Annotated in this window: 21 protein-coding genes and 1 tRNA gene; 18 read left to right on the top strand and 4 right to left on the bottom strand. The window is 70.6% G+C overall.

The genetic code is table 11. The features are described from left to right. Nucleotides 1-20 precede the first annotated feature (20 nt). From ACIRPU_RS00650 to ACIRPU_RS00625, 6 genes are all read left to right on the top strand, one after another. Nucleotides 21-842, top strand: coding sequence for a siderophore-interacting protein (locus ACIRPU_RS00650; RefSeq protein ID WP_403859764.1), 822 nt, complete (start codon nt 21-23; stop codon nt 840-842). 176 nt (nt 843-1,018) lie between these two features. Then, complete coding sequence (desA, locus tag ACIRPU_RS00645; RefSeq protein WP_403859761.1) at nt 1,019-2,461, top strand: lysine decarboxylase DesA; 1,443 nt, start codon at nt 1,019-1,021, stop codon at nt 2,459-2,461. Continuing rightward, nucleotides 2,445-3,719 carry a lysine N(6)-hydroxylase/L-ornithine N(5)-oxygenase family protein gene (locus tag ACIRPU_RS00640; protein WP_403859758.1) on the top strand — a complete coding sequence of 425 codons (1,275 nt, stop codon included), beginning with the start codon at nt 2,445-2,447 and terminating at the stop codon, nt 3,717-3,719. The genes desA and ACIRPU_RS00640 overlap by 17 nt, the downstream gene beginning before the upstream one ends. Next, nucleotides 3,716-4,270 (top strand): GNAT family N-acetyltransferase, encoded by a 555-nt coding sequence (locus ACIRPU_RS00635; RefSeq protein ID WP_403859755.1) that lies wholly within the window; start codon nt 3,716-3,718, stop codon nt 4,268-4,270. The genes ACIRPU_RS00640 and ACIRPU_RS00635 overlap by 4 nt, the downstream gene beginning before the upstream one ends. Next, the gene (locus tag ACIRPU_RS00630; protein WP_403859752.1) at nt 4,267-6,036 is read left to right on the top strand and encodes an IucA/IucC family protein; all 1,770 of its coding nucleotides are present in this window, start codon (nt 4,267-4,269) and stop codon (nt 6,034-6,036) included. The genes ACIRPU_RS00635 and ACIRPU_RS00630 overlap by 4 nt, the downstream gene beginning before the upstream one ends. 70 nt (nt 6,037-6,106) lie before the next feature. Continuing rightward, complete coding sequence (locus ACIRPU_RS00625; RefSeq protein ID WP_403859749.1) at nt 6,107-6,976, top strand: DUF4429 domain-containing protein; 870 nt, start codon at nt 6,107-6,109, stop codon at nt 6,974-6,976. Nucleotides 6,977-7,076: 100 nt separating this feature from the next. Here the strand turns inward: ACIRPU_RS00625 and ACIRPU_RS00620 are convergent, their stop codons facing one another. Then, nucleotides 7,077-8,648, bottom strand: a complete 1,572-nt coding sequence (locus ACIRPU_RS00620) for a metallophosphoesterase family protein (protein WP_355701539.1) — start codon at nt 8,646-8,648, stop codon at nt 7,077-7,079. Nucleotides 8,649-8,834: 186 nt separating this feature from the next. On the opposite strand from ACIRPU_RS00620, the gene ACIRPU_RS00615 reads away from it, so the two are divergent. Together ACIRPU_RS00615 and glmS are read left to right on the top strand one after the other, a co-directional pair. Further along, nucleotides 8,835-9,092 carry a hypothetical protein gene (locus tag ACIRPU_RS00615; protein ID WP_189918144.1) on the top strand — a complete coding sequence of 86 codons (258 nt, stop codon included), beginning with the start codon at nt 8,835-8,837 and terminating at the stop codon, nt 9,090-9,092. A 24-nt stretch (nt 9,093-9,116) separates the two neighbouring features. Then, entirely contained in the window at nt 9,117-10,934 is a 1,818-nt protein-coding gene (gene glmS, locus ACIRPU_RS00610; RefSeq protein WP_171397451.1) for a glutamine--fructose-6-phosphate transaminase (isomerizing), read from the top strand. A gap of 100 nt (nt 10,935-11,034) precedes the next feature. On the opposite strand, the gene ACIRPU_RS00605 is transcribed toward glmS, so the two are convergent. Beyond that, nucleotides 11,035-11,601 (bottom strand): GPR1/FUN34/YaaH family transporter, encoded by a 567-nt coding sequence (locus tag ACIRPU_RS00605; protein ID WP_403859744.1) that lies wholly within the window; start codon nt 11,599-11,601, stop codon nt 11,035-11,037. Nucleotides 11,602-11,748: 147 nt separating this feature from the next. Beyond that, nucleotides 11,749-12,276 carry a universal stress protein gene (locus tag ACIRPU_RS00600; RefSeq protein WP_355701542.1) on the bottom strand — a complete coding sequence of 176 codons (528 nt, stop codon included), beginning with the start codon at nt 12,274-12,276 and terminating at the stop codon, nt 11,749-11,751. A gap of 384 nt (nt 12,277-12,660) precedes the next feature. Here ACIRPU_RS00600 and ACIRPU_RS00595 point away from each other — a divergent pair, with 384 nt between their 5' ends. The 5 genes from ACIRPU_RS00595 (at nt 12,661) to ACIRPU_RS00575 (ending at nt 16,068) form a co-directional block, all read left to right on the top strand. Next, nucleotides 12,661-12,990: a hypothetical protein gene (locus tag ACIRPU_RS00595; RefSeq protein WP_403859741.1), complete on the top strand. Its 330-nt coding sequence runs from the start codon at nt 12,661-12,663 to the stop codon at nt 12,988-12,990. 377 nt (nt 12,991-13,367) lie between these two features. Then, on the top strand, nt 13,368-14,603 hold the full coding sequence (locus tag ACIRPU_RS00590) for a helix-turn-helix domain-containing protein (protein WP_403859738.1): 1,236 nt from the start codon (nt 13,368-13,370) through the stop codon (nt 14,601-14,603). Between the two features lie 115 nt (nt 14,604-14,718). Beyond that, nucleotides 14,719-15,321: an oligoribonuclease gene (orn, locus tag ACIRPU_RS00585; RefSeq protein WP_355701545.1), complete on the top strand. Its 603-nt coding sequence runs from the start codon at nt 14,719-14,721 to the stop codon at nt 15,319-15,321. Nucleotides 15,322-15,416: 95 nt separating this feature from the next. Further along, a tRNA-His gene (locus ACIRPU_RS00580) sits at nt 15,417-15,489 on the top strand. Between the two features lie 66 nt (nt 15,490-15,555). Then, nucleotides 15,556-16,068: a GNAT family N-acetyltransferase gene (locus ACIRPU_RS00575; RefSeq protein WP_403859735.1), complete on the top strand. Its 513-nt coding sequence runs from the start codon at nt 15,556-15,558 to the stop codon at nt 16,066-16,068. Nucleotides 16,069-16,140: 72 nt separating this feature from the next. Here ACIRPU_RS00575 and ACIRPU_RS00570 read toward each other — a convergent pair whose 3' ends face one another. After that, nucleotides 16,141-17,196 (bottom strand): LacI family DNA-binding transcriptional regulator, encoded by a 1,056-nt coding sequence (locus ACIRPU_RS00570; protein ID WP_403859732.1) that lies wholly within the window; start codon nt 17,194-17,196, stop codon nt 16,141-16,143. A gap of 452 nt (nt 17,197-17,648) precedes the next feature. Between ACIRPU_RS00570 and ACIRPU_RS00565 the strand changes: the two genes are divergently transcribed. The 5 genes from ACIRPU_RS00565 (at nt 17,649) to ACIRPU_RS00545 (ending at nt 26,375) form a co-directional block, all read left to right on the top strand. Then, entirely contained in the window at nt 17,649-18,977 is a 1,329-nt protein-coding gene (locus ACIRPU_RS00565) for an ABC transporter substrate-binding protein (protein ID WP_403859729.1), read from the top strand. 5 nt (nt 18,978-18,982) lie between these two features. Next, nucleotides 18,983-19,993 carry a carbohydrate ABC transporter permease gene (locus tag ACIRPU_RS00560; protein WP_384111901.1) on the top strand — a complete coding sequence of 337 codons (1,011 nt, stop codon included), beginning with the start codon at nt 18,983-18,985 and terminating at the stop codon, nt 19,991-19,993. Between the two features lie 11 nt (nt 19,994-20,004). Then, entirely contained in the window at nt 20,005-20,922 is a 918-nt protein-coding gene (locus tag ACIRPU_RS00555; protein WP_384111712.1) for a carbohydrate ABC transporter permease, read from the top strand. Between the two features lie 155 nt (nt 20,923-21,077). Then, complete coding sequence (locus ACIRPU_RS00550) at nt 21,078-22,508, top strand: GH1 family beta-glucosidase (protein ID WP_403859726.1); 1,431 nt, start codon at nt 21,078-21,080, stop codon at nt 22,506-22,508. A 177-nt stretch (nt 22,509-22,685) separates the two neighbouring features. Beyond that, complete coding sequence (locus ACIRPU_RS00545) at nt 22,686-26,375, top strand: trypsin-like peptidase domain-containing protein (protein WP_403859723.1); 3,690 nt, start codon at nt 22,686-22,688, stop codon at nt 26,373-26,375. Nucleotides 26,376-26,396 lie beyond the last annotated feature (21 nt).

Below are 26,396 nucleotides of genomic sequence, written 5' to 3'. Positions count from 1 at the left end.
ACGCTTACAGGAGCCCCCTCATGACCACCGCCGTCGCCGCGCCCTTCCGGTTCTTCTCGCTCGAGGTCGTTCGGGCCCGCCGAGTCGGGTCCTCGCTCGTCCGGGTCACCTTCGCCGGGCAGGACCTGGAGCACTTCTTCTCCGACGGGCACGACCAGTCGCTGTCGCTGTTCCTGCCGCAACCGGGGCAGAGCGACCCGCAGGTGCCGTACGAGTTGGGGGACGGCTGGTGGCAGGCGTGGCGTGAACTGCCGGACGACGTACGGGCGGTGATGCGTTCGTACACCCTGCGGGCGCTGCGCCGGGACGCGCTCGGGCGCACCACCGAGATCGACGTCGACTTCGTGCTGCACACCCCGGCCGGGCCCGCGTCCGCGTGGGCCTCGGGCGCCGGCGCCGGGGACCGGGTCGTCCTGCTGGGCCCGGCCCAGGCGGACAACCGGGCGATCCGGTTCCGGCCGCCCGCGGACACCGATCTGGTCGTGCTGTGGGGCGACGCGACCGCCCTTCCGGCCATCGCGTCGATCCTGGAGTCCCTGCCGGCCGGACGGCGCGTCCGGGTCTGGCTGGAGGCGCACGACCCCGGCGACGTGCGGGAGTTGCCGACGGCGGCCGACGCCGAGGTCACCTGGGTGGTCGGGGAGAGCTCCGTGGACGTCCTCCGGGAGGCCCGTTTCCCGGCCGCCGAGCACCCGTACGTCTGGATCGCGGGCGAGTCGGGGTGCGTGAAGGCCTTGCGCCGCCACTTCGTCCGGGAACGCGGGGTCGACCGGCGCCGGATCACCTTCGTCGGCTACTGGCGCGAGGGTATGAGCGAGGAACAGCTCCGCGCGGCGGAGTAGCCACCACCCTTTCCCCCGTGGGCAGTTGTGTGGGGGAACCGACGTGATCACCGTCACGGCGGAGGCCAGGTTTCGACTGCGTCACTTAGGTTAGGCTCACCTAAGTTGAAACCGGAACTCCGCCCCGAGCCCGGCCCGCAGCGGACCTCGTCCCCATCCCCCGGAGGACCCCCACCATGCGCTCGCACCTGCTCAATGACACGACCGCGGAGCAGTACCGCCGCTCCGTGACCGAAGGAGTAGAGCGGGTGGCCGCCAAAATCGCCGCCACCGACCGTCCGTTCACCGGCGTCTCGGTCGACGCCCTCGCGCCCCGCATCGACGGGATCGACCTGGACAAGCCGCTGCACGACACCACGGCCGTCCTGGACGAGCTGGAGGAGGTCTACCTCCGCGACGCGATCTACTTCCACCACCCCCGCTACCTCGCCCACCTCAACTGCCCGGTCGTCATCCCCGCCGTGCTGGGCGAGGCGGTCCTGTCCGCCGTCAACTCCTCCCTCGACACCTGGGACCAGTCGGCCGGCGGCACCCTCATCGAGCGCAAACTGATCGACTGGACGACGGCCCGGATCGGTCTCGGCCCGGCCGCCGACGGCGTGTTCACCTCCGGCGGCACCCAGTCCAACCTCCAGGCGCTGCTGCTCGCCCGCGAGGAGGCCAAAGCGGAGCCCCTCGCCGACCTGCGCATCTTCGCCTCCGAGGTCAGCCACTTCAGCGTGAAGAAGTCCGCGAAACTGCTGGGCCTCGGACCCGACGCCGTGGTGTCCGTCCCGGTCGACAACGACAAGCGGATGCAGACCCTCGCGCTCGCCCGCGAGCTGGAGCGGTGCGAGGAGGCCGGTCTGACGCCCATGGCCGTGGTCGCCACCGCCGGCACCACCGACTTCGGCTCCATCGACCCGCTGTCCGAGATCGCCGAGCTGTGCGACCGGTACGGCACCTGGATGCACGTCGACGCGGCCTACGGCTGCGGACTGCTCGCCTCCGTGAAGTACCGGGGCCGCATCGACGGCATCGAGCGCGCCGACTCCGTCACCGTCGACTACCACAAGTCCTTCTTCCAGCCGGTGAGTTCGTCGGCCGTGCTGGTCCGCGACGCGGCCACGCTCCGCCACGCCACCTACCACGCCGAGTATCTCAACCCGCGCCGCATGGTGCAGGAGCGCATCCCCAACCAGGTGGACAAGTCGCTCCAGACCACCCGCCGCTTCGACGCGCTCAAACTGTGGATGACCCTGCGGACGATGGGCGCCGACGGCATCGGGCAGCTCTTCGACGAGGTCTGCGACCTGGCCGTCGAGGGCTGGCGCCTGCTGGCCGCCGACCCGCGCTTCGACGTCGTCGTCCAGCCGTCGCTCTCCACCCTCGTCTTCCGCTACATCCCCGCCGCCGTCACCGACCCGGCCGAGATCGACCGCGCCAACCTGTACGCCCGCAAGGCCCTGTTCGCCTCCGGTGACGCGGTGGTCGCGGGCACGAAGGTCGGCGCCCGCCACTACCTGAAGTTCACCCTGCTGAACCCCGAGACGACGACCGACGACATCGCCGCCGTCCTCGACCTGATCGCCGGCCACGCCGAGCAGTACCTGGGAGAGTCCCTTGACCGCGCTTCCTGAGGCCAGCCACACCTATGACTTCGTGGGGATCGGGCTCGGCCCCTTCAACCTCGGCCTCGCCTGCCTCACCGAGCCGATCGACGCGCTCGACGGCGTCTTCCTGGAGTCCAAGCCGGACTTCGAGTGGCACGCCGGCATGTTCCTCGACGGCGCCCACCTCCAGACGCCGTTCATGTCGGACCTGGTCACCCTGGCCGACCCGACCTCGCCGTACTCCTTCCTCAACTACCTGAAGGAGAAAGGCCGACTGTACTCGTTCTACATCCGCGAGAACTTCTACCCACTGCGGGTCGAGTACGACGACTACTGCCGCTGGGCCGCGAGGAAGCTGAGCAGCGTGCGCTTCTCGACGACGGTCGCGGAAGTGACGTACGAGGACGACGTGTACGTCGTGCGGACCACCGCCGGCGAGCGCTTCCGCGCCCGTCACCTGGTCCTGGGCACCGGCACGCCCCCGTACGTCCCGGAGGCCTGCGCCGGCCTGGGCGGCGACTTCCTGCACAACTCCCGCTACCTGCGGAACAAGGCGGAGCTGCAGAAGAAGGAGTCGATCACGCTGGTCGGCTCCGGCCAGTCGGCCGCCGAGATCTACTACGACCTGCTCAGCGAGATCGACGTCCACGGCTACCGGCTGAACTGGGTCACCCGCTCCCCGCGCTTCTTCCCGCTCGAGTACACCAAGCTCACGCTGGAGATGACCTCACCGGAGTACATCGACTACTTCCGCGAGCTGCCGGAGCAGACCCGCTACCGCCTGACGGCCGAGCAGAAGAACCTCTACAAGGGCATCGACGGCGATCTCATCAACGAGATCTTCGACCTGCTCTACCAGAAGAACCTCCGCGGCCCGGTGCCCACCCGACTGCTCACCAACTCCTCGCTGACGAGCGCGCGTTACGCCGACGGCACCTACACCCTCGCCTTCCACCAGGACGAGCAGGGCAAGGACTTCGAGCTGAGCTCCCAGGGGCTGGTCCTGGCCACCGGCTACAAGTACGTCGAGCCGGAGTTCCTCGCGCCCGTCCGGGACAGACTGCGCTACGACTCCCACGGCAACTTCGACGTCGCCCGCAACTACTCCATCGACACCACGGGCCGGGGCGTGTTCCTCCAGAACGCGGGCGCGCACACCCACAGCGTCACCTCCCCCGACCTCGGCATGGGGGCGTACCGCAACAGCTCGATCATCCGTGACCTGCTCGGCAGCGAGTACTACCCGGTCGAGAAGACCATCGCGTTCCAGGAGTTCGCCGTATGAGCACGACCACGGCCGTCGTCGGCCGCCTCACCCTCCGCCCGCTCGACCCCGTCGAGGACGCCGAGCTGCTGCACGGCTGGGTCACGCACCCCAAGGCCGCGTACTGGATGATGCAGGACGCGAAACCGGTGGACGTCGAGCGCGCCTACATGGACATCGCGGCCGACGAGCACAGCCACGCCCTCATCGGCCTGTACGACGGCGAGCCCGCGTTCCTGATGGAGTACTACGACCCGGCCCACCGTGAGCTGGTCGGCCTGTACGAGCCGCGGCCCGGCGACGTCGGCATGCACTTCCTGGTCGCCCCCACCGACCGGCCCGTGCACGGGTTCACCCGGGCCGTGATCACCACCGTGATGGCCCGCCTCTTCGACGACCCGGCCACCTCCCGGGTCGTCGTCGAGCCGGACGTCTCCAACACGGCGGTCCACGCCCTCAACGAGGCCGTCGGGTTCGTGCCCGAGCGGGAGATCCAGAAGCCGGAGAAGCGGGCGTTGCTGAGCTTCTGCACCCGCGAGCAGTTCGTCGCCGCGACGGGGGTGCCGGCATGAGCCTCGCCGACGCCGTCGCCCACCTCTCCCCCGAGCGCTGGGAGAAGGCCAACCGTCTGCTCGTCCGCAAGGCCCTCGCGGAGTTCGCGCACGAGCGCCTGTTCACCCCCGAGGAGAAGGACGGCCGCTTCGTCGTCCGCAGCGACGACGGTCTGACCTACTACCGCTTCACGGCCGTCCGCCACGCCCTCGACCACTGGCAGGTGGACGCCGACTCGATCACCCGCACCCGCGACGACGCCGAACTCCCGGTCGCCGCGCTGGACTTCTTCGTCGAGCTGAAGAAGACGCTGGGCCTGAGCCAGGAGATCCTGCCGGTCTACCTGGAGGAGATCTCCTCCACCCTCTCCGGCACCTGCTACAAACTGACCAAACCGCAGATCACGTCGGCGGAACTGGTCAAGAGCGGCTTCCAGGCCATCGAGACCGGGATGACCGAGGGCCACCCCTGCTTCGTCGCCAACAACGGACGGCTCGGCTTCGGCATCCACGAGTACCTGTCGTACGCGCCGGAGACGGCGAGCCCGGTCCGGCTGGTGTGGCTGGCCGCGCACCGCTCACGGGCCGCGTTCACGGCGGGCGTCGGCATCGCGTACGAGTCGTTCGTGCGGGAGGAGCTGGGCGAGAAGACGCTCGAGCGGTTCGACGGGATCCTGCGCGAGCAGGGCCGGAACCCGGAGGACTACCTCCTCATCCCCGTCCACCCCTGGCAGTGGTGGAACAAGCTCACCGTCACCTTCGCCGCCGAGATCGCGCGCGGGAACCTGGTCTGCCTGGGCGAGGGCGACGACGAGTACCTGGCGCAGCAGTCCATCCGGACGTTCTTCAACTCCTCGCATCCCGAGAAGCACTATGTGAAGACGGCCCTGTCCGTCCTCAACATGGGCTTCATGCGCGGCCTCTCGGCCGCCTACATGGAGGCGACCCCGGCCATCAACGACTGGCTGGCCCAGCTCATCGACAACGACCCGGTGCTGCGCTCGACGGGCCTGTCGATCATCCGGGAGCGGGCGGCCGTCGGCTACCGGCACCTGGAGTACGAGGCGGCGACGGACCGCTACTCGCCGTACCGCAAGATGCTGGCCGCGCTGTGGCGGGAGAGCCCGGTGCCCACGCTCCGGGACGGCGAGTCGCTCGCGACCATGGCCTCCCTGGTCCATGTGGACCACGAGGGCCGCTCGGTGGCCGGCGCGCTGATCGAGCAGTCGGGCCTGACGCCGACCCAGTGGCTGCGCGGCTACCTCCAGGCGTACTACACCCCGCTGCTGCACAGCTTCTACGCCTACGACCTGGTGTTCATGCCGCACGGCGAGAACACCATCCTGGTGCTGAAGGACGGGGCGGTGCAGCGGGCGATCTACAAGGACATCGCCGAGGAGATCGCGGTCATGGACCCGGACGCGGTGCTGCCGCCCGAGGTCCGGCGCATCCGCGTCGAGGTGCCCGAGGACATGAAGCTCCTGTCCATCTTCACGGACGTCTTCGACTGCTTCTTCCGCTTCCTCGCGGCCGGCCTCGCCACCGAGGGGATCCTCGACGAGGACGACTTCTGGCGCACGGTCGCCGAGGTCACCCGCGCCTACCAGGAGGAGAACCCCGAACTGGCCGACAAGTTCCGCCAGTACGACATGTTCGCCCCCGAGTTCGCCCTGTCCTGCCTCAACCGTCTCCAGCTGCGCGACAACCGGCAGATGGTGGACCTGGCGGATCCGTCGGGCGCCCTCCAGCTGATCGGCACCCTCAGAAATCCCGTCGCAGGGTTCTGATCGAGGCGGACGGGCGCCCCCGAGTACGGTCCTCGGGGGCGCCCGTCGCCGTCTTTGGAAGAATCCCCCCATGGCGGAAATCATCCAGAAGGACGGCACCTGGGTCTTCGACGGCGATGCCCTGCGGCTGACCCCGGGCCGGGACAAGAACGTCAGCCCGCTGCGCAGGGAACTGGGTGAACTGATCGTCCCCCTGGGCGCGTTGGCCGGGCTGTCGTTCGAGCAGGGCAAGAAGACCGGACGGCTGCGGCTGCGGCTGCGGGACGGCGCCGATCCCCTGCTCCAGGCGACCGGCGGACGGCTGACCGAGCCGCACGACCCCTACCAGCTGCTCGTCGACTCCGACCGGTACGGGGTCGCCGAGTACCTCGTGGACGAGGTGCGCCAGGCGCTGCTCCTCGACGAGGTGCCGGCCGACCCGGTGGACGCGTATCTGCTGCCCGGCCCGTCCGTGCCCCTGTCCGCCTCCGCCGGGGACGGCACCGCGAGCTTCGACGGTGAGCGGGTGCGCCTGGAGTGGAACTGGAAGACCGAGGAGTCCAAGTCCTCCGCCGGCGCCCGCAGTCTCGCCATCGCGGAGATCGAGGCCGTGGAGTGGCAGCCCGCGATCGGCCTCGAGAACGGCTGTCTGCGCTTCCGGCTGCGGCACGCGCCGACGAAGGCACCGGCCAAGTACGACCCCAACGCCGTGGAGCTGTGGGGCTTCAAGAAGGATCCGCTGATGGCGCTCGTCGCGGCGGCCGTACAGGCCCGGCTGCCCCATCCGGCGGCCGGACCCCGGGACGCCCTGCCCGCGCAGCGCGAGCCGGACTCCGCCGCCGGGGACGACCACGACGCGCTGCTGCGCCGGCTGCGCGAGCTCGGCGAGCTGCGCCGCGACGGCGTCCTGACGGACGAGGAGTTCGCGATGGCCAAACAGGCGGTCCTCAAGCGCATGTAGCGCGGACGAGGACCGCCTGCCGACGTGGGGGTACGCGCGGGGGTGCGGGTGGGTGTGCGGGTGGTAGGTGCGCCCCGCCTTCCGGGCGCATCCACCGGGACTACTTCGCCTTGCGGGCCACCGTGAAGTGGTCGACCTGGTCACCGGTCTCGGCTATGCCGCGCACGGTCAGCGTGGCCGTACGGCCCTTCGCGGCCGGGGTGACGTCCACCCGCAGGAACGAGTAGTCGAGGTAGCGCACGCGCGACCAGGCGACCGTCTCGTTCTGCTTGCCGGTCTTGGTGTTGACGTAGGAGGCCACGGACTCGACCTCGTTCTCGTGGCCCTCGTAGGAGAGCGGGGCGGTGAAGGCGTACAGGCTGCGGCCGGCCGCGCCCGCCGTCACGTAGACCACGCCCTCGGTCTCGGGGTACGCGGTGCCGCCGATCGGCAGCTTCTTGGTGACCGCGCCCGCCTTGATGACGTCGGTGCGCTCGTACTGGTGGTTGTGGCCGTTGATGACCAGGTCGACCGTGTACTTCTCGAACAGCGGCACCCACTCCTGGCGCACGCCCCCCTCCGAGGCGTGCGCGGTGGAGGTGCAGTAGGCGCAGTGGTGGAAGAAGATCACGATGAAGTCGACGTCCTTCGACGCCCGGTACTTCTTGAGCTGCGTCTCCAGCCACTTGGTCTGGGTGCCGCCCGAGATGCCGAGGTTGGCCGGGATCTCGAAGGAGATGTCGTTGGCGTCGAGCGAGATGACCGCCGTGTTGCCGTAGACGAAGGTGTAGACGCCCGGGAGGTTCGTCGCGTCGGGGCCGTTGTCCGGGAGGTTCCAGCGGGCGTCCTCGCCGCCGTAGCCGTTGGGCGAGTACCAGGCCTCCATGTCGTGGTTGCCGTAGGCCGGCATCCACGGGACGGACTTGGCGACGGACTCGGTCTGGGCGAGGAACTGGTCCCAGATCCGCGAGTCGAAACCGGTGTCGGCGGTCTTGCCCGCGCCGGCCGGGTCGGCGTAGGCGATGTCGCCGGCGTGCAGGTGGAAGGCCGGGTTCTGGCCGAGGAGGAGGCTGTTGTTGGCAAGGCCGTGGTAGCCGACGCCCTCGTCGCCGAAGGCGGTGAAGGTGAACGGGGCCTTGTGGTCGGGGGCGGTGGTGAAGGTGCCGAGGGTGCCGAGGAGGTGCGCGGCGGCCGGGTCGAAGCCCGCGTGGCCGACGCCGTAGTAGTACGTCCGGCCCGGCTTGAGGTGGGTGAGCTCGGCGTGCACGTAGTACTGGGTGTGGTCGCCGCTGGCGCCGACCCCGGCCGGGGTGTAGAGGGTGCGCACCTCGGCCTCGATCTTGCGGGAGAGGTCCCAGGGGTGGGCGCCGATCCGGATGAAGGGCTTCTTCACCGCGACCGGGACCTGCCAGGAGACCGTGATCTCGGTGCGCGGGTCCTTGCCGAAGGCGAGGTGGCGGCCGAAGGGGGCGACGAGGGCGCCGTCGACGTGCTCGGCGGCCGGCGTGGTCTTCGGGGTCTGCGTCGGCACGGCGGCCTGTGCCGTGGCGCCGGTCACGAACGCGCCACCCGTGACGGTGCCCAGGGTGACGGCGCCGCCTCTGATCATCGTGCGCCGGGAGAACTTGGCGCGCAGGTACTCGTGCTGCTCGGCCATGCTCATGCGCTCGGCGAGCTGCTCGGGTACGCCCATGCGAGGAGTGTCCATGACGTCTGAAACTGGTCGCCCCGGGCGACGGGCCGCAAGCCGCCAAATGGACGGTGGGGGAACAGCGGCTCATAACACATTCAAGGTTCCCCCAAGGCTCCTTAACAGGCGCCTGCCCGAAATCGGGCACGATTCTTGCGAAACCGGCTCGCGTACCTCAGGATCTACCGGGTGCACGACGAACTCGTTGATCACCTGACGCGATCCACGCCCCTCCAACGGGGCGAGGCGCTGCGGGTGATCCAGGACGTGCTCGCCTACTTCGACGAGACGACCGAGGACTACGTCCGTCGCCGCCACCGCGAGCTCCAGGCCCAGGGCCTGGTCAACGCGGAGATCTTCGAACGGGTCGAGGCGGACCTGAAATACCGTGCGGTGGCGCCGCCCGAGCTCACGCTCAGGCAACTGCGGCGCATCGTCTACGGCTGATCGAAAGCTTGGGGATACCTATATATGTGCGGAATCGTCGGATACATCGGCAGGCGTGACGTGGCCCCGCTGCTGCTCGAAGGCCTTCAGCGGCTCGAGTACCGCGGCTACGACTCGGCGGGCATCGTCGTCACCTCGCCGAAGACGGCCGGCCTGAAGATGGTCAAGGCCAAGGGCCGGGTCCGCGACCTGGAGGCCAAGGTCCCGGCGCGCTTCAAGGGCACCACCGGCATCGCCCACACCCGCTGGGCCACCCACGGCGCCCCCTCCGACGTGAACGCCCACCCGCACATGTCGGCCGACCTCAAGGTCGCCGTCGTCCACAACGGCATCATCGACAACGCCTCCGACCTGCGCAAGAAGCTCGAGGCCGACGGCGTCGAGTTCCTCTCCGAGACGGACACCGAGGTCCTCGTCCACCTCGTCGCCCGCGCCCAGGCCGAGAAGCTCGAGGACAAGGTCCGCGAGGCGCTGCGCGTGGTCGAGGGCACCTACGGCATCGCCGTCATGCACGCCGACTTCAACGACCGGATCGTCGTCGCCCGCAACGGCTCCCCGGTCGTCCTCGGCATCGGCGAGAAGGAGATGTTCGTCGCCTCGGACATCGCCGCGCTGGTCGCCCACACCCGCCAGATCGTCACCCTCGACGACGGCGAGATGGCCACCCTGAAGGCCGACGACTTCCGCACCTACACGACCGAGGGCACCCGCACCACGGCCGAGCCGACCACCGTCGAGTGGGAGGCCGCCTCCTACGACATGGGCGGCCACGACACCTACATGCACAAGGAGATCCACGAGCAGGCCGACGCCGTGGACCGCGTGCTGCGCGGCCGCATCGACGACCGCTTCTCCACCGTGCACCTCGGCGGCCTCAACCTGGACGCCCGCGAGGCGCGCCAGATCCGCCGGGTGAAGATCCTCGGCTGCGGCACCTCGTACCACGCCGGCATGATCGGCGCCCAGATGATCGAGGAGCTCGCCCGCATCCCCGCGGACGCCGAGCCCGCCTCCGAGTTCCGCTACCGCAACGCGGTCGTGGACCCCGACACCCTGTACATCGCCGTCTCGCAGTCCGGTGAGACGTACGACGTGCTGGCGGCCGTCCAGGAGCTGAAGCGCAAGGGCGCCCGGGTGCTGGGCGTGGTCAACGTGGTCGGCTCGGCGATCGCCCGCGAGGCGGACGGCGGCGTGTACGTGCACGCGGGCCCCGAGGTCTGCGTCGTCTCGACGAAGTGCTTCACCAACACCACGGTCGCCTTCGCGCTGCTCGCCCTGCACCTGGGCCGCACCCGTGACCTCTCCGTGCGCGACGGCAAGCGGATCATCGAGGGCCTGCGCAAGCTGCCCGCGCAGATCGCCGAGATCATGGAGCAGGAGGCGGAGATCGAGAAGCTGGCCGAGACGCTCGCCGAGGCCCGCTCGATGCTCTTCATCGGCCGCGTCCGGGGCTACCCGGTCGCCCGCGAGGCCTCGCTGAAGCTCAAGGAGGTCTCGTACATCCACGCCGAGGCCTACCCGGCGTCCGAGCTCAAGCACGGTCCGCTGGCCCTCATCGAGCCCGCGCTCCCGACGGTCGCGATCGTCCCCGACGACGACCTGCTGGAGAAGAACCGCGCCGCGCTGGAGGAGATCAAGGCCCGCAGCGGAAAGATCATCGCGGTCGCCCACCGGGAGCAGGAGAAGGCCGACCAGACGGTCATCGTCCCCAAGAACGAGGACGAGCTCGACCCGATCCTGATGGGCATCCCGCTCCAGCTCCTCGCCTACTACACGGCGAAGGCGCTCGGCCGCGACATCGACAAGCCGCGCAACCTGGCGAAGTCGGTCACGGTCGAGTAGTCCTCCCCGCTCGCACAGAACGGCCCCCCACGCGCGCCACCCGCGCGTGGGGGGCCGTTCTCCTGCCGGGGACGCCCAACTCCCCGGCGCCGGCTGCCGATCAGCCCGTGGCCGTCACGCCGGGGCGGGCAGCACGTCGAGAGAACGCCGTGGGCCAGTGGGCCAGCGCCGCGGTGGCCGCGTACCAGGCCACCGCGCCCGCCGCGACGGCGAACCAGCCGCCGACCTTGGTGAGTCCGTCGCTGTCGGCGAACCGGGCGACGGCCATCAGCACGAGCCCGGCGCAGAACAACCCGTAGACGCCCTGGCCGAGTTGGTCGCCGCCGGCGAGGGTCAGGGAGAGCGCCACGAGGGCGAACAGGAGCAGGAAGAGCCCGGCGGCGTTGTCGGAGACCTGGGCGCCGGCGGAGACCGCCCAGGTGAACCAGAAGGCGCCGAGGACGGTGTAGGCGGTGCCGGTGGCCGCGTCACGGTCCCGGAGGGCGAACAGGCCGGCGACGAACAGCGCGACGCCGCCGATGTAGTGGGCGATGGATACGGCGTCCGCAGCCGTCACGCCGTCGATGAGGTCGGTGTACCCGAGTCCGAAGGCCAACAGGGCGACACCCAGGGCGAGTCGGCCGGCGATCGTGGTGGTACCGCTTCCCGCAGAGACGTCGTTGTCCACGGCGGGCTCCCTTCATGCATGTGCAGTTGTGTGAGCGATATATGCCCTTCACAAAGGCACAAACACTCCTACGCGCCAGTAGATTTATGCTGCGCAACAAGGGGGCCGGACGTACCCAGATCTCATCTCACCTGGGAGGACGGCGAGTTACGGAATGACAACGACGGGCCGCTTGGCCCGCTTGGCGAGCCGCCCCGCGACCGAGCCGAAGAGCCGGCCGACGATGCCGTGGGTCGAGCCGACGACGATCGCGTCGGCCTCGTACTCCCGCCCCACCTCTTCGAGTTCGTGGCAGATGTCGCCGCCGCGCTCGACCAGGATCCAGGGCACCTCGGCGAGGTACTCCGCGCAGGCGAGCTCCAGACCGAGCACCTCGGTGCGGTGGTCCGGCACGTCGACGAAGACGGGCGGCTCGCAGCCGGCCCACACCGTGGTGGGCAGCCGGTTGGCGACATGGACGATGATCAGGCCCGAGCCGGAGCGGTGGGCCATGCCGATGGCGTACGCGAGCGCGCGTTCACTGGACGTGGAGCCGTCGAAGCCGACGACCACGCCGTGCTTGAAGGCTGGATCGCAGGAATGGCGTGCGTCTTCCGCCGCCAGGGGCTCGGCCGCCGTAGGGTCGGCGACAGGCCGCTTGCGGTCCGCGGGTTCGAAGAATTCGTGACCGGCCATGGCTGTCTCGGCGTATTGATCCTTATACGAGGGGGACGCGGCGGTGAGCGACGGAGCTGTCCGGGAATCATCTTCCCAACCCCATACCCCCAAGGGTACGGCGGCACGCCTCCTAGGCCCAGTTCCCGCACGCCCCCGGTGGGGGTTCCAGGGAGCATGCACGAGCCGACGCCCGTAACGCAATGGTTGCTGCCCCGTACAGGCGGTTTGCACAGGATTCACTTACGCGGGACCGACGTCGGCAGTGACCGACCGCTCGAACAGGCGTTGAACCCCGTGCACCGCCGTCCCACCGCCCGCCGCACCGCCGCCCCTCGCACCGCCGACGCACCGCCCGCCGGACCGCCGCCCCTCGGACCGCCGCCCCAGGAAGGAGCCCACCCCGTGCCCTCGTCGCGCACCACCCCCGAGATCCGCCCCGGCGACGACCGGTCGACCGACCTGATCCGCTGGGCGGCCTTCAGCTGCTTCCTGGTACCGGTCGTCCTCCTCTGGTACGGCGCCTCCCTGGCCGGCACCACCGGCACCGCGCTGGGCCTCGCCGCCGTCACGGCCGTCTGCCGGGTGCTGCTGCGCCGGTCCGAGCGGTGCGCGGCCCGGTTGCTCGACGAGGAGGAGGCGCCGCCGGCGCACCACCGGGGGCGCCATCAGCGCACCGGAACGGGGTCGCACCGTGGCGGTCGTCACTCCGGGGGAAACTCACCGGTCGGTTGACCGGTTTTCACGCACGGAACCGCTTCTTTTCAGCCAACTTCCGGTGATGGCGCATCCCTTGCCCCAACCACCCCCCACCCCCCGTTCCACCTGCACGGAAAGGGCCTCAGGGGCCCTGCGCACCCTACGGGGATTGGCCACCGCACCGAGGCGCACTTCCCTGCACGGCCCACGAGTGCAACGCTTCGTGATCGAATGCTTCACGCCAAGTTGCCATGTCGACAATCTGCCGGGTGGTGAACTGGCCACGCCGGCATTGTGCGACACGTTAGATTCGATCTTGACTGTCTACGGCGGGGGACTCGTGCAGGACCGAGGGGAAACGTGCAGGAGCGACACAACCGAGGAGCCGCGACCACCGAGGGGGGCTTAGCAGGATGAGCCACGACTCCACTGCCGCGCCGGAAGCCGCGGCCCGGAAACTCTCCGGGCGACGCCGCAAGGAGATCGTCGCGGTGCTGCTGTTCAGCGGCGGCCCCATTTTCGAGAGTTCCATTCCACTGTCGGTGTTCGGGATTGACCGCCAGGACGCCGGCGTACCGCGCTACCGCTTGCTGGTGTGCGGTGGCGAAGACGGCCCGCTGCGGACCACAGGGGGCCTGGAACTCACCGCGCCACACGGCCTGGAGGCGATCTCACGGGCGGGCACGGTCGTCGTGCCGGCCTGGCGTTCGATCACCTCGCCGCCGCCGGAGGATGCGCTCGACGCGCTGCGCCGGGCGCACGAGGAGGGTGCCCGCATCGTGGGCCTGTGCACCGGCGCGTTCGTGCTGGCCGCCGCGGGTCTGCTGGACGGACGCCCGGCCACGACGCACTGGATGTACGCGCCGACGCTGGCCAAGCGCTATCCGTCGGTACACGTGGATCCGCGCGAACTGTTCGTCGACGACGGCGACGTGCTGACGTCCGCGGGCACGGCGGCCGGAATCGACCTCTGTCTGCACATCGTGCGGACGGATCACGGTAACGAGGCGGCGGGCGCGCTGGCCCGGCGACTGGTCGTGCCACCACGTCGGTCGGGCGGGCAGGAGCGCTACCTCGACCGGTCTTTACCCGAGGAGATCGGCGCCGACCCGCTCGCCGAGGTCGTCGCCTGGGCGCTGGAGCATCTCCACGAGCAGTTCGACGTGGAGACGCTGGCGGCACGCGCCTATATGAGCCGCCGCACCTTCGACCGCCGCTTCCGGTCCCTGACCGGCAGCGCGCCGCTCCAGTGGCTGATCACCCAACGGGTGCTCCAGGCGCAGCGCCTGCTGGAGACGTCGGACTACTCGGTCGACGAGGTCGCGGGGCGCTGTGGCTTCCGCTCGCCGGTGGCCCTGCGCGGCCACTTCCGCCGACAGCTCGGCTCGTCCCCCGCGGCGTACCGGGCGGCCTACCGGGCCCGCAGGCCGCAGAGCGAACGGCCGACGGACAACGAACCGTCGGGACCGCCGCCACCGCCCGTGGCGCTGCACCCGGACGGCCCGGGGCCGGTGCCGCCGCAGCTGCGGCGTACGGCCTCGGCGGCGGCCGGTGCGATGGGCTCGTCGGCGTCCCTGCCGGCCGAGCACGCGCGCGACGCGTACGCGAGCTCGCGGGCGAGCCTGCCGGGGCAGCGCAGCGGTACCTGAGCGGGTGACGGAACCTCTCGAGCGCCGGTCGGGCCCACCAGCCCGACCGGCGCTCGGGCATGAGAGCGTCCCCGCGGGGCACCGCAAAGGCCGACGTCAGCTTTAGGGTGGTCGCATGAACGATCGCATGGTGTGGATCGACTGCGAGATGACCGGCCTCTCGCTGTCGGACGACGCTCTCATCGAGGTAGCCGCCCTCGTCACCGACTCCGAGCTGAACGTGCTCGGCGACGGCGTCGACATCGTCATCCGCCCGCCGGCCCGGGCACTGGAGACGATGCCGGAGGTGGTGCGCGAGATGCACACCTCGTCCGGGCTGCTCGAAGAGCTGGCGGGCGGGACGACCCTCGCCGAGGCCGAGGCCCAGGTGCTGGCCTATGTGAGGGAGCACGTGAAGGAGCCGGGCAAGGCTCCGCTGTGCGGCAACTCCGTCGGCACGGACCGCGGCTTCCTGGCGCGGGACATGACCGCCCTCGAGGGCTACCTCCACTACCGGATCGTCGACGTGTCGTCGATCAAGGAGCTCGCCCGGCGCTGGTACCCGCGGGCGTACTTCAACAGCCCCCCGAAGAACGGCAACCACCGCGCCCTCGCCGACATCCGCGAGTCCATCGCGGAACTGCGCTACTACCGCGAGGCCGTCTTCGTGCCGCAGCCCGGGCCGGACTCCGACACCGCCAAGACCATCGCCGCGAAGCACGTCCTGCCCAGCAGCTGACGGAGCCCCGTAAAGGCATGCGCGAGCACCCCCTCGGACCCTGTACACTTTTTCTCGGCCGGTAGGGAGACCGCAAAGTCCAACTGCCGGGCGTGGTGGGTGTAGCTCAGCTGGTAGAGCACCTGGTTGTGGTCCAGGATGCCGCGGGTTCAAGTCCCGTCACTCACCCTGAGTCATCAGCCGGTGACCTCCCGAGAGGGAGGTCACCGGCTGATGTGTTTCCCGGGAGGCGTCATGCGCTCGACCCTCACCGCCGAGCCGTTCACGACCGCCCGGCTCGACGTCGTCCCGCTGCGCGTCGACCACGCGGCCGAGATGGCGGTCGTCCTGGGCGATCCCGCGTTGCACGCCTTCATCGGCGGCGCCCCCGGCACGCCCGAGGCCCTGCGCGCCCGCTACGAGCGGCTCGTCGCCGGTTCGCCGGATCCGTCCGTCTCCTGGTGCAACTGGGTGCTGCGGGTGCGGGACGCCGACCGGCCGGCCGGGACCGTCCAGGCCACCGTGACCGGGCGGGACCACGCCGAGATCGCCTGGGTCGTCGGCACCCCCTGGCAGGGCCGCGGCCTCGCCTGCGAGGCGGCGGCGGGACTCGTCGGCCGGCTGCGGGCCCAGGGCGTGCGCACGATCGTCGCCCACATCCACCCCGATCACCACGCGTCCGCGGCCGTGGCCCGTTCCGCCGGGCTGTCGGTCACCGCGGAGCGGCAGGACGGCGAGGTGCGGTGGCGGCTGATCACCGCTCCGTGAATCCACGCACGCCCAGGAACGCCACGCTCAGCATCGCCACGCCCAGGAACGCCGCGCTCAGGAACGCCATGCTCAGGAGGAGGAGCGCCCCACCAGCTCCGTCGCCAGCACGACCTGCCGGCGCTCCAGGCCCCGGGACACCGCGGGACGGCGGTCCGCGATCTCCGTGAGGAGCAGGTCCAGCATCCTGCGGCCCATCTCCTCGATGGGCTGGCGGACGCTCGTCAGCGGCGGGTCCATGTGCCGGGCGATCGCCGAGTCGTCGTAGCCGACCATCGCCACGTCCTCCGGGAGGCGGCGGCCCGCCTCGCGCAGCGCCCGGCGGGCGCCGGCCGCCATCACGTCGGAGCCCGCGAAGACCGCGTCGAGGGTGGGGTTGCGGGCGAGGAGCTCGCCCATCGCGCGGTGTCCGCCCTCCTCGGTGAAGTCGCCCGGGGCGATCAGGCCCTCGTCCGGCGGGTAGCCCGCGTCGCGCAGGGCGTCCCGGTAGCCGTCGACGCGCCGCTGGGCGCCGTAGACGTCCGTGCGGCCGGTGATGTGGGCGATGCGGGTACGGCCCCGGGAGAGCAGGTGGTCCACCGCCGAGCGGGCGCCGCCGTAGTTGTCGGAGTCCACGGAGGGGAGGGTCTCCGCGGCGGAGCGCGGGCCGCTGATCACCGCCGGGATCTCCAGCTGGGCCAGCAGATCGGGCAGCGGGTCGTCCGCGTGGACCGAGACCAGGAGAACCCCGTCGACGCGGTGCGCCGCCAGGTACTGGGCGAGCCGGCGTCGTTCGCGATCGCTACCCGCGAAGATCAGCAGCAGCTGCATCTCGGTGTCGGAGAGTTCCGCGCCGACACCGCGCAGCATGTCCGAGAAGTACGGCTCGGCGAAGAAGCGGGTCTCCGGCTCGGGGACCACCAGCGCGATGGCGTCCGTGCGGTTGGCGGCCAGGGCGCGGGCCGCGGTGTTGGGGACGTAGCCGAGCTCGGCGACGGCCGCCTCGACGGCCGCGCGGGTCGCGTCGCTGACTCTCGGCGAGCCGTTGATCACCCGGGAGACCGTGCCGCGGCCGACACCGGCGCGCGCGGCCACCTCTTCGAGAGTCGGCCGCCCTCCGCTCCGGCTCCGCGCTCCGTGGCTTGCCATGGGCCCCGCCTTCCCGCCGTCGTTCACGCTGGCCTGGAATCTAACAGCCCCGTCCGTTCCGCCCACCTTCGCCGACGGCCGCCGTCCCCTCAGGCCCGCTGCGGCCCCGCGGGGACCTTGCCCCCGGCCGCCGGGCGGGCCTCTCCCCGGAACGCCGAAGGCGCCCAACTCCCGGACCCCGGGCGGCCGGAGTGTCACCGCTCGCGGCCGGAAAGCGCTGTCCCCTCGAGTTAGCTAACGGGCCGATAACTGAACGCATCTCTCCGCGTTCCCACCCTTGACACCCCCGCCCGAACCGACGACTCTTCAACACATCACCTGTGGGAGCGCTCCCACGGTACCTGACACATACACATCCCGCACGTTCCCCGCCCGAGCCGCAGCGAGTAACTAACGGGCCCAACAATGCAGTTGGCCGGGGGGTCGGCACGTCAGGGCAACAGGAGGACGCAATGCGAGCACGTACCCGAACCACCCGCCGGGTGGTGGTCCTCGCGGCCGTAGCGTCGCTGGGCGCCGGGCTGCTGGCCGGCTGTGCCGACGACGGCAACGACGACGCTTCCGACGGCTCGTCGTCGGGCAGCGGCAAGGGCAAGACGACGATCACGATGGGTCTGTTCGGCACGATGGGCTTCAAGGAGGCCGGGCTCTACACCGAGTACGAGAAGCTCCACCCCGACATCAAGATCGCCGAGAATGTCACGGAGCGGAACGAGAACTACTACCCGGCGCTCGTCAACCACCTCACCACCAACAGCGGCCTGATGGACGTCCAGGCCATCGAGGTGGGCAACATCGCCGAGGTCGTGGCCACCCAGGCGGCCAAGTTCGAGGACCTGTCGAAGGTCTCGGGCGTCGACAAGAGCAAGTGGCTGGACTGGAAGTGGTCGCAGGGCACCACCAAGGACGGCCAGACGATCGGCCTCGGCACCGACATCGGTCCGATGGCCCTCTGCTACCGCAAGGACCTCTTCGAGGCGGCCGGTCTGCCCACCGACCGCGCCGAGGTCGGCAAGCTGTGGGCCGGTGACTGGAACAAGTTCGTCGCCACCGGCGAGCGGTACAAGCAGAAGGCCAAGGCGGGCACCTTCTTCATGGACTCCCCCGGCGGCCTGATCAACGCCATCCTCAGCAGTGAGAAGGAGAAGTTCTACGACTCCTCCGGCGAGATCATCTACAAGACGAACCCGGCGGTGAAGGCCGCGTTCGACCTGACCGCGAAGGCCGCCGAGGAGGGCCTGGTCCAGGCCCAGACGCAGTTCCAGCAGTCGTGGGACACGACGATCGCGAACAGCAAGTTCGCCACCATCGCCTGCCCGCCGTGGATGCTCGGCACCATCAAGGGCAAGGCGAAGGCGGAGGACGCCGGCAAGTGGGACGTGGCCGTCGCGCCGAAGTCCGGCAACTGGGGCGGTTCCTTCCTGGGCGTCCCGAAGAGCGGCAAGCACGTGAAGGAGGCCGAGGCGTTCATCACCTGGCTGACCGCGCCCGAGCAGCAGGCGAAGCTGTTCAAGGTGCAGGGCTCCTTCCCGAGCGCGCCGAGCGCGTACACGATGCCCGAGGTGACCGGCGCGAAGAACGACATGACCGGTGACTCGCCGATCGGTACGGTCTTCTCCGAGGCCGCCAAGACGGCTCCGGTGCAGGTCATCGGCCCGAAGGACCAGATCATCCAGCAGGGCCTGACCGACAACGGCGTCATCCTCGTGACGAAGGGCAAGTCGGCGGCGGAGGCCTGGAACACGGCCACCAAGACCATCGACAACAACCTGGACAAGTGACCCGCATGACCACCCGCCACGACACCGCCGCGCCCCCCACCAAGGAGGGGGGCGCGGCCCCGGGCCGCCCGGCCGCCGTCACCACGGAGGCGGAGCAGCGGCATCGGGCCCGGCTCTCCCGCCGCTGGCAGCGGGACAAGCGCTGGAGTCCGTACGCCTTCGTCTCGCCGTTCTTCCTGCTGTTCCTCGCGTTCGGCCTGTTCCCGCTGGTCTACACCGGCTGGGCGTCGCTGCACCAGGTGGAGCTGACCGCGCCCACCGACATGACGTGGGTGGGGATGCGCAACTACACGCGCATCTTCGAGGACGACTTCTTCTGGAACGCGGCGAAGAACACCCTGACGATCGGGATCATCTCGACCGTTCCGCAGCTGCTGATGGCGATGGGCATCGCCCACATCCTCAACTACAAGCTGCGGGCCTCGACCTTCTACCGGGTCGCGATGCTCGCGCCGTACGCGACCTCGATCGCGGCCGCCTCGCTTGTCTTCGTGCTGCTCTTCGGGCGCGACTACGGCATGATCAACTGGGCGCTGCACTTCGTCGGGATCGACGCGGTCGACTGGCAGAACGACAAGTGGCCGTCGCAGTTCGCCGTCTCGTCGATCGTCATCTGGCGGTGGACGGGCTACAACGCGCTGATCTATCTGGCCGCGATGCAGGCGATCCCGCAGGACCTGTACGAGTCGGCGGCGCTGGACGGCGCGAGCCGCTGGAAGCAGTTCCTGCACGTCACGCTGCCGTCGCTGCGGCCGACGATCCTGTTCACGGTCGTCGTCTCGACGATCGGCGCCAGTCAGGTCTTCGGCGAACCGCTGCTGTTCGACGCCAACAAGGGCGCGTCGGGCGGCGCGGAGCACCAGTTCCAGACGCTGGGCCTGTACCTGTACGAGCAGGGCTGGGTGAACCAGCACCTGGGCCGGGCCTCGGCGATCGCCTGGACGATGTTCCTGATCCTGATCGTGATCGGCATCGTCAACTACGTCATCTCGCGCCGGCTGCGCGCCAGTAGTTAGGAGTACCGGCCGTGACGACGACGACAACGACCGCGAAGTCCGTGGAATCCGAGGACGCCGTGCCGACGGCCCGGAAGGTGCGCCGGCCGAAGTCCGCGCGGGCCGGCGGGCAGATGCACGGCGGGCCGATCGCCTACATCATCCTGGGCGTGTTCACCATCGTTTCGCTGTTCCCCCTGGTGTGGACGGCGATCGCGGCGTCCCGCGACAACAACCGACTGGCGCAGAACCCGCCGCCGTTCGTGTTCGGCTCCAACCTCTTCCACAACCTGGACGTGGCCTGGAACGACGCGAACCTGGGCAAGGCGTTCGTCAACACGACGATCGTGGCGGGCACTTCGGCGGCGACGATCGTCTTCCTGTCGACGATCGCCGGGTTCGCCTTCGCCAAGCTCCGGTTCCGGGGCCGGGGCGCGCTGATGCTGATCGTGATCGGCACGATGATGGTGCCGCCGCAGCTGAGCATCATCCCGCTCTACATGATGGTCGCCAAGCTGGAGTGGACGGACCAGCTCCAGGCGGTGATCCTGCCATCGCTGGTGAGCGCGTTCGGTGTGTTCTTCATGCGGCAGTACCTCATCCAGGCGCTGCCCGACGAGATCATCGAGGCGGCCCGGGTGGACGGCGCGAGCAGCTGGCGCGTGGTGTGGCACGTGGTGTTCCCCGCGGCGCGCCCGGCGATGGCGGTGCTGGGCATGCTGATGTTCGTGCAGACGTGGAACGACTTCCTGTGGCCGTTCCTGGTGCTGAGTCAGACCGGCAACCCGACCGTGCAGGTCGCGGTCGCGGGCCTCGGCCGCGGGTACACCCCGGACCAGTCCCTGATCATGGCGGGCGCGCTGCTGGGCACGCTGCCGCTGCTGCTGGTCTTCGCGATCTTCGGCAAGCAGATCGTGGGCGGCATCATGCAGGGCGCCGTGAAGGGCTGAGGACGCCGCGCGACTCCGCACGACGCCCTACGACGCCCTCCCGTCCGTCAGTCCGTGACTTCACGGGGGCCGGGTCACCGCCGCCCCGGCCCCCTCCGCACCTCTTCCCCCCCCCGACCTCGTCGGTCTCGACGACCTCCCATGGGAGCGCTTCCATGCCTGAGCCCATTACTCCGGTCTCCTTTCCGCCCGCCTTCCTCTGGGGTGCCGCGACCTCCGCGTACCAGATCGAGGGGGCGGTGCGCGAGGGCGGCCGCACCCCCTCGATCTGGGACACCTTCAGCCATACGCCAGGCAAGACGGCCGGTGGCGAAACCGGTGACATCGCTGTCGACCACTACCACCGCTACCGCGACGACGTGGCGCTGATGGCGGAGCTGGGCCTGTCCGCGTACCGCTTCTCCGTCTCCTGGTCCCGGGTCCAGCCGACCGGCCGCGGACCCGCGGTGCAGGTGGGCCTGGACTTCTACCGCCGTCTGGTGGACGAGCTGCTGGCGGCGGGCATCAAGCCGGCCGTCACCCTCTACCACTGGGACCTCCCCCAGGAGCTGGAGGACGCGGGCGGCTGGCCGGAGCGGGACACGGCGCTGAGGTTCGCGGAGTACGCGCAGATCGTCGGCGAGGCGCTCGGCGACCGCGTGGAGAACTGGATCACGCTCAACGAGCCGTGGTGCAGCGCGTTCCTGGGCTACGCCTCCGGGGTGCACGCGCCGGGCCGCACGGAGCCGGCGGCCTCGCTGAAGGCGGCGCACCATCTGAACCTGGCGCACGGCCTGGGCACGTCGGCGCTGCGCGCGGCCATGCCGGCCCGCAACTCGGTGGCGATCAGTCTCAACTCCTCGGTGGTGCGCCCGCTCTCCCCGGGCGACCCGGGAGACCTGGCCGCGGTGCAGAAGATCGACGACCTGGCCAACGGCGTCTTCCACGGCCCGATCCTGCGGGGCGCCTACCCGGAGACGCTGCTCGCGGCGACCTCGTCGCTGACGGACTGGTCGTTCGTCCTCGACGGCGATCTGCGCGCCATCCACCAGCCGCTGGACGCGCTGGGCCTCAACTACTACACGCCCACGCTGGTCTCGGCGGCGGACGCGTCGGTGCGGGGCCCCCGCTCGGACGGTCATGGCGCGAGCGACCACTCGCCGTGGCCGGGCGCGGACGACGTGGCCTTCCACCTGACGCCGGGCGACCGCACGGAGATGGGCTGGTCCATCGACCCGACCGGCCTGCACGAGCTGATCATGCGTTACACGGCGGAGGCGCCGGGCCTGCCCCTCTACATCACGGAGAACGGCGCGGCCTACGACGACAAGCCCGACTCGGACGGCCGCGTCCACGACCCGGAGCGCATCGCCTACCTGCACGGCCACCTCTCGGCGGTCCGGCGGGCCATCGCGGACGGCGCGGACGTGCGGGGCTACTACCTCTGGTCCCTCCTCGACAACTTCGAGTGGGCGTACGGCTACGAGAAGCGGTTCGGCGCGGTCTACGTGGACTACGCGACGCTGACCCGCACTCCCAAGTCGAGCGCGCTGTGGTACAGCCAGGCGGCCCGCACCGGCACCCTGGCGTCGACCGAGACCACCTGACCCGGGGAGCGGGAGAGGGCGCGGCGGGCTGGGGGGCCTGCCGCGCCCTTCGCCGGTTGATCGCTCTTGTCCGCTTTCCGTCCGGGTCGGCGAGATCTGTGGCAGGCTCGTTGCGCCCACGACCTCCTGTCGCCGGAGGTGTCGGCGCGTCTGCAGGGGCGTACGGGGAGGAGCGGCATGGGCTCGGGCGAGCGTGTCCCGTTGGAGGCGGCGCTGGTCCGAATCTGGCGCGGGGATTTTCTGGTGGGGGCCGGTTTCCTGGCGGGTCCCGCTCATGTCCTGACCGCCGCGCACGTGGTGACCGACGCCCTGGGGCTCCCGCCCGCACAGGCGTCCGCCGCGACCCCCGAACAGGCGCCGCCGGTCGGCTCGTCGGTCACCCTCGACTTCCCGTTACTGGCGCCGGGTCTGCGGCGCGCCGCCGAGGTCGTCGCCTGGCACCCGCCCGTTCCGGGCCGGGGCACGGACGTCGCCGGTCTGCGGCTGCTCGACCCGGCTCCGGACGGCGCCCGTCCGCTGGTGCTGCGCAGACGGCGCGGCGGTCTGAACGGCCTGCTGGTGATGGTCGGCTTCCCCCGCGGTCTGGAGCTCGGCACCTGGGTGTACGGCCGGGAAGGGGGCCCGGTCGCCACGGGCTGGGTGGAGATCGAGAGCGATCCCACCCGGCAGGCGGTGCTCGCGCCCGGCTTCTCCGGGACGCCCGTGTGGAGCCCGGACGCCGACGCCGTCGTGGGCATGGTGGGCTACAAGGTCTCCGGTGCCGGGTCGAAGATCGGCTACATGATGCCGGTGGACACGCTGCTGGCCGCCTGGCCGGAGTTGACGGGGGTGATCGAGCAGCGGTCGCCGTTCCGGGCGCTGCGCGCGTTCACCGAGGAGGACGCCGAACTGTTCTACGGGCGCGACGAGTTGGCCGCGCAGATCGTCGACCGGATCGGTGACGGCGTACCGGTGATCAGCGTCATCGGAGGCTCCGGAGCCGGCAAGTCCTCCCTGTGGCACGCCGGTGTGCTCCCCCGGCTGCGCGCCCGGCGGGAGCGGCTGGTGGTGGTGACGCTCCGCCCCTCCGACGCCGGTACCCCGCTGAACGCCCTGGCGTTCGCGCTGGACGCCCTGCTGGAGCCGGACCGGGAGGCGTCGGCCCGGCTGGCGTCCGTCGAGTCGCTCGCCTCGAGGCTGGCCGGGGGCGCCATGGCCGATGTGGTGGCCGCGGTGCTGGAGCGCCGCGGCGGCGAGCAGATGCTGGTCTGCGTCGACCAGTTCGAGGAGGTCTTCGGCCGGCCCGTGGACGACCGGGCCGCGTTCGCCGGGGCGCTGGGCGCCTGCCTCACCGCCGGATCCCGGCTGTCCGTGCTGGTCAACGTCAGGGACACGTTCCTCGGCGCCGTTCTGAGCGACCGGCCCGCCGCCGAGCTGGCGAGGCGCTGGCTGCCGATCACCGTGGGCGAGATGACCGGGGCGGAGCTGCGGCAGGTGATGACCGGGCCGCTGCGGCGGCTGGGCACGGTCGAGTTCGCCGACGGGCTCGTCGAGCGGATCCTGGCGGATCTGAAGCGGACGCCGAACCCGTTGCCGCTGCTGGAGTTCACGCTCGCCGAGTTGTGGGAGCGGCGTTCGGCGGGCCTGCTGACCCACGAGGCCTACGAGGAGGTGGGCGGGGTCTCCCGGGCGCTGGCGGGCTACGCCGACCGGGTGTGGTCGGGACTGGATCCCGGGACCCGGGCCACCGCCGAGCGGCTGCTGGTGCAACTGGCCCGACCCCTGCACCGCGACGAACTGACCGTGCGCAGCACCGCCCTGCGCGACGAGTGCGACGACGCGCAGTGGGCCGTCGCGCAGCGCCTCGCCACCACGAGACTGCTGGTGCTGCACGAGGTCAACGCCGGTCTCGCGGGCCAGGAGCCGGTGCCCGGCGTCGAGTTGGCGCACGACTCGCTGCTGACGCAGTGGGACCGGCTGCGTGAGCTGACCGAGAGGTTTCGCGACTTCCGGGTCTGGCAGGACGGTCTGCGGCGGCGGATCGACATCTGGTCGAGCCGGAAGTCGCCCAGCCGTCTGCTGTCCGGCGCCGATCTGCGGGATGCCCGGCGGTGGGCGGCCGGCCACGGCGAGCATCTCAGCGCGCGTGAGCACGCCTTCATCGGGGCGAGCCGGCGGCGCCGGCGGTGGCTGGGCTCGGGCATCGCCGCGGTGCTGGCGGTGGCCCTCGTCATCACCACGGCCGTGTACCAGCACCGCAGCGAGCAGGTGGCCGGAGCCCTCGCGCGGGACCTGGCCGTGAAGGCGCGGCAACTGGAACAGGCCGATTCCTACGGGGCGGTGCAACTGGCCATGCGCGCCTACCGGACGGACTCCGCGGTCGGCCTCGACGCGGCGAAGCCGGGCGCCTACGACGTGGCCGACAAGCTGCTGCCGCACCACGACGCCGCCGGGGACCTGGACTCGGCCGGTTCGACCCGTTCCGGCGCGACCACGACCGGCCCATCGAGCGGGCCGGCCCCGACGTCGGACTCGGGCGCCGAGGAGCTGGAGCGGAGCGCCCGGGTGGAGAACGAGAACCTCACGCAGATGTCGAGCGCCGACGGCGGAACCCTGGTCACCACGGACGCGTCGAGCCGGATCGCGCTGTGGCACCTCTCCGGCCAGGGGGTCGCGAAGGAGTCGCTGTCCTCGCTGTTCGGCCCGAACGACTACGCCGGATCACCCGTGATCAGCCGGAGCGGACGGTATGTGGTGTTCCGGCAGGTGGTCGCGGTCGACTTCGGCGACATGGACGTCGACGACCCCGCCGACGAGAACGGCCTGCCGAAGATCGACCCGGACGGATACCCCACCTGCGCCCCCGACGACCTGCTCGGCGTCACGTCCTGTCTGGTCGTCTACGACACGGTGGAGCACAAGGTCGCCTCCGCCCGCGAGGTCGCGCAGTTACCCCTGCTCGGCAACGTGAGCATGAGCGTCGACCCCACGGACCGGGTGCTGGGCATGGTCGTCTCGGACCGTGTGCTGCCGACCCTGCGGAGCGGACTGCACAACACCCTGTATCTGTTCGACCTGCACACCGGACGGCTGCTCCGGCAGGCGAAGCTGCCGTGGCCGAGCCTGGTCACCGAGCTGTGGCTGGGCCCCGGAGGCAGCACCGCGACGGTCTCCGAGGTGCTGGCCGACGACCTCGAGCGACGAGCCGATTTCCAGCTGTCCCTGGTGGACCTCGGCCGGAACACCGTGACCCGGCGCCCGCTGGTCGCCGACCCGACCACCATCGACACCGTGACGATGAGCCTGGACGGGGGCACGGTCGCCGCCCTCGTCCGGGAACCCGGCACCGGCACCCGCGGCCTGGTCGCCTGGTCCACCGGGACCGGCAAGGTCGTCTCGCGCATCCCCCGGCTGGTCGAGAGCGGCGACTTCGGCACGCTCGCGCTGGACGCGACGGGCACCACGGCCTGGGTCTCGACCCTGGCGCAGGGATACGGCTCCCTGACCGGGCGCACCCCCTCCGCCACCGGTCTGCAGCTGGAACCGATCATGGGGCCCACGCTGGCCCAGCGGGTCTCCGTCCGGTCGCTGTCGAACGGCGCGGAGAGGGGACGGTTCGCCTACTCGGGGGGCTGGATATGGCCGTTGGGCAGCGGTGTCGGCGCCCCGCTCGCCCTGGTGGACGGCAGCACGCTCGGCGTCGTGCTCGACCGTCCCGGCGAGCCGGACCCCCTGCGCCGACTGGCCGCCGCCAAGGCCGATCCGCGGGCCGCCGAGCGCAAACTCACCCTGTCGGGACTCTGCGCCCTGCTCGGCGAGCCGAACCACGACAAGGCGACCCGGGACCTGGTGCCGCCCGGCGCCTATCAGGGCGCCCTCTGCCCCTGAGCGCGCCCGACCCGATCGAGG

Origin of the sequence: Streptomyces sp. NPDC102259 (genome assembly GCF_044766465.1) — a bacterium.
Classification (GTDB): domain Bacteria; phylum Actinomycetota; class Actinomycetes; order Streptomycetales; family Streptomycetaceae; genus Streptomyces.
Note: the sequence above shows the minus strand (reverse complement) of the source record. Positions and strands in the feature narration are given on the sequence as shown.

What these genes read in the sequence shown, in the direction of transcription:
- ACIRPU_RS00650 (WP_403859764.1), top strand. Translation starts at nt 21, where the DNA reads ATGACCACCGCCGTCGCCGCGCCCTTCCGGTTCTTCTCGCTCGAGGTC.
- desA (WP_403859761.1), top strand. Translation starts at nt 1,019, where the DNA reads ATGCGCTCGCACCTGCTCAATGACACGACCGCGGAGCAGTACCGCCGC.
- ACIRPU_RS00635 (WP_403859755.1), top strand. Translation starts at nt 3,716, where the DNA reads ATGAGCACGACCACGGCCGTCGTCGGCCGCCTCACCCTCCGCCCGCTC.
- ACIRPU_RS00630 (WP_403859752.1), top strand. Translation starts at nt 4,267, where the DNA reads ATGAGCCTCGCCGACGCCGTCGCCCACCTCTCCCCCGAGCGCTGGGAG.
- ACIRPU_RS00625 (WP_403859749.1), top strand. Translation starts at nt 6,107, where the DNA reads ATGGCGGAAATCATCCAGAAGGACGGCACCTGGGTCTTCGACGGCGAT.
- ACIRPU_RS00620 (WP_355701539.1), bottom strand. Translation starts at nt 8,648, where the DNA reads ATGGGCGTACCCGAGCAGCTCGCCGAGCGCATGAGCATGGCCGAGCAG.
- glmS (WP_171397451.1), top strand. Translation starts at nt 9,117, where the DNA reads ATGTGCGGAATCGTCGGATACATCGGCAGGCGTGACGTGGCCCCGCTG.
- ACIRPU_RS00600 (WP_355701542.1), bottom strand. Translation starts at nt 12,276, where the DNA reads ATGGCCGGTCACGAATTCTTCGAACCCGCGGACCGCAAGCGGCCTGTC.
- ACIRPU_RS00590 (WP_403859738.1), top strand. Translation starts at nt 13,368, where the DNA reads ATGAGCCACGACTCCACTGCCGCGCCGGAAGCCGCGGCCCGGAAACTC.
- orn (WP_355701545.1), top strand. Translation starts at nt 14,719, where the DNA reads ATGAACGATCGCATGGTGTGGATCGACTGCGAGATGACCGGCCTCTCG.
- ACIRPU_RS00575 (WP_403859735.1), top strand. Translation starts at nt 15,556, where the DNA reads ATGCGCTCGACCCTCACCGCCGAGCCGTTCACGACCGCCCGGCTCGAC.
- ACIRPU_RS00570 (WP_403859732.1), bottom strand. Translation starts at nt 17,196, where the DNA reads ATGGCAAGCCACGGAGCGCGGAGCCGGAGCGGAGGGCGGCCGACTCTC.
- ACIRPU_RS00565 (WP_403859729.1), top strand. Translation starts at nt 17,649, where the DNA reads ATGCGAGCACGTACCCGAACCACCCGCCGGGTGGTGGTCCTCGCGGCC.
- ACIRPU_RS00560 (WP_384111901.1), top strand. Translation starts at nt 18,983, where the DNA reads ATGACCACCCGCCACGACACCGCCGCGCCCCCCACCAAGGAGGGGGGC.
- ACIRPU_RS00550 (WP_403859726.1), top strand. Translation starts at nt 21,078, where the DNA reads ATGCCTGAGCCCATTACTCCGGTCTCCTTTCCGCCCGCCTTCCTCTGG.
- ACIRPU_RS00545 (WP_403859723.1), top strand. Translation starts at nt 22,686, where the DNA reads ATGGGCTCGGGCGAGCGTGTCCCGTTGGAGGCGGCGCTGGTCCGAATC.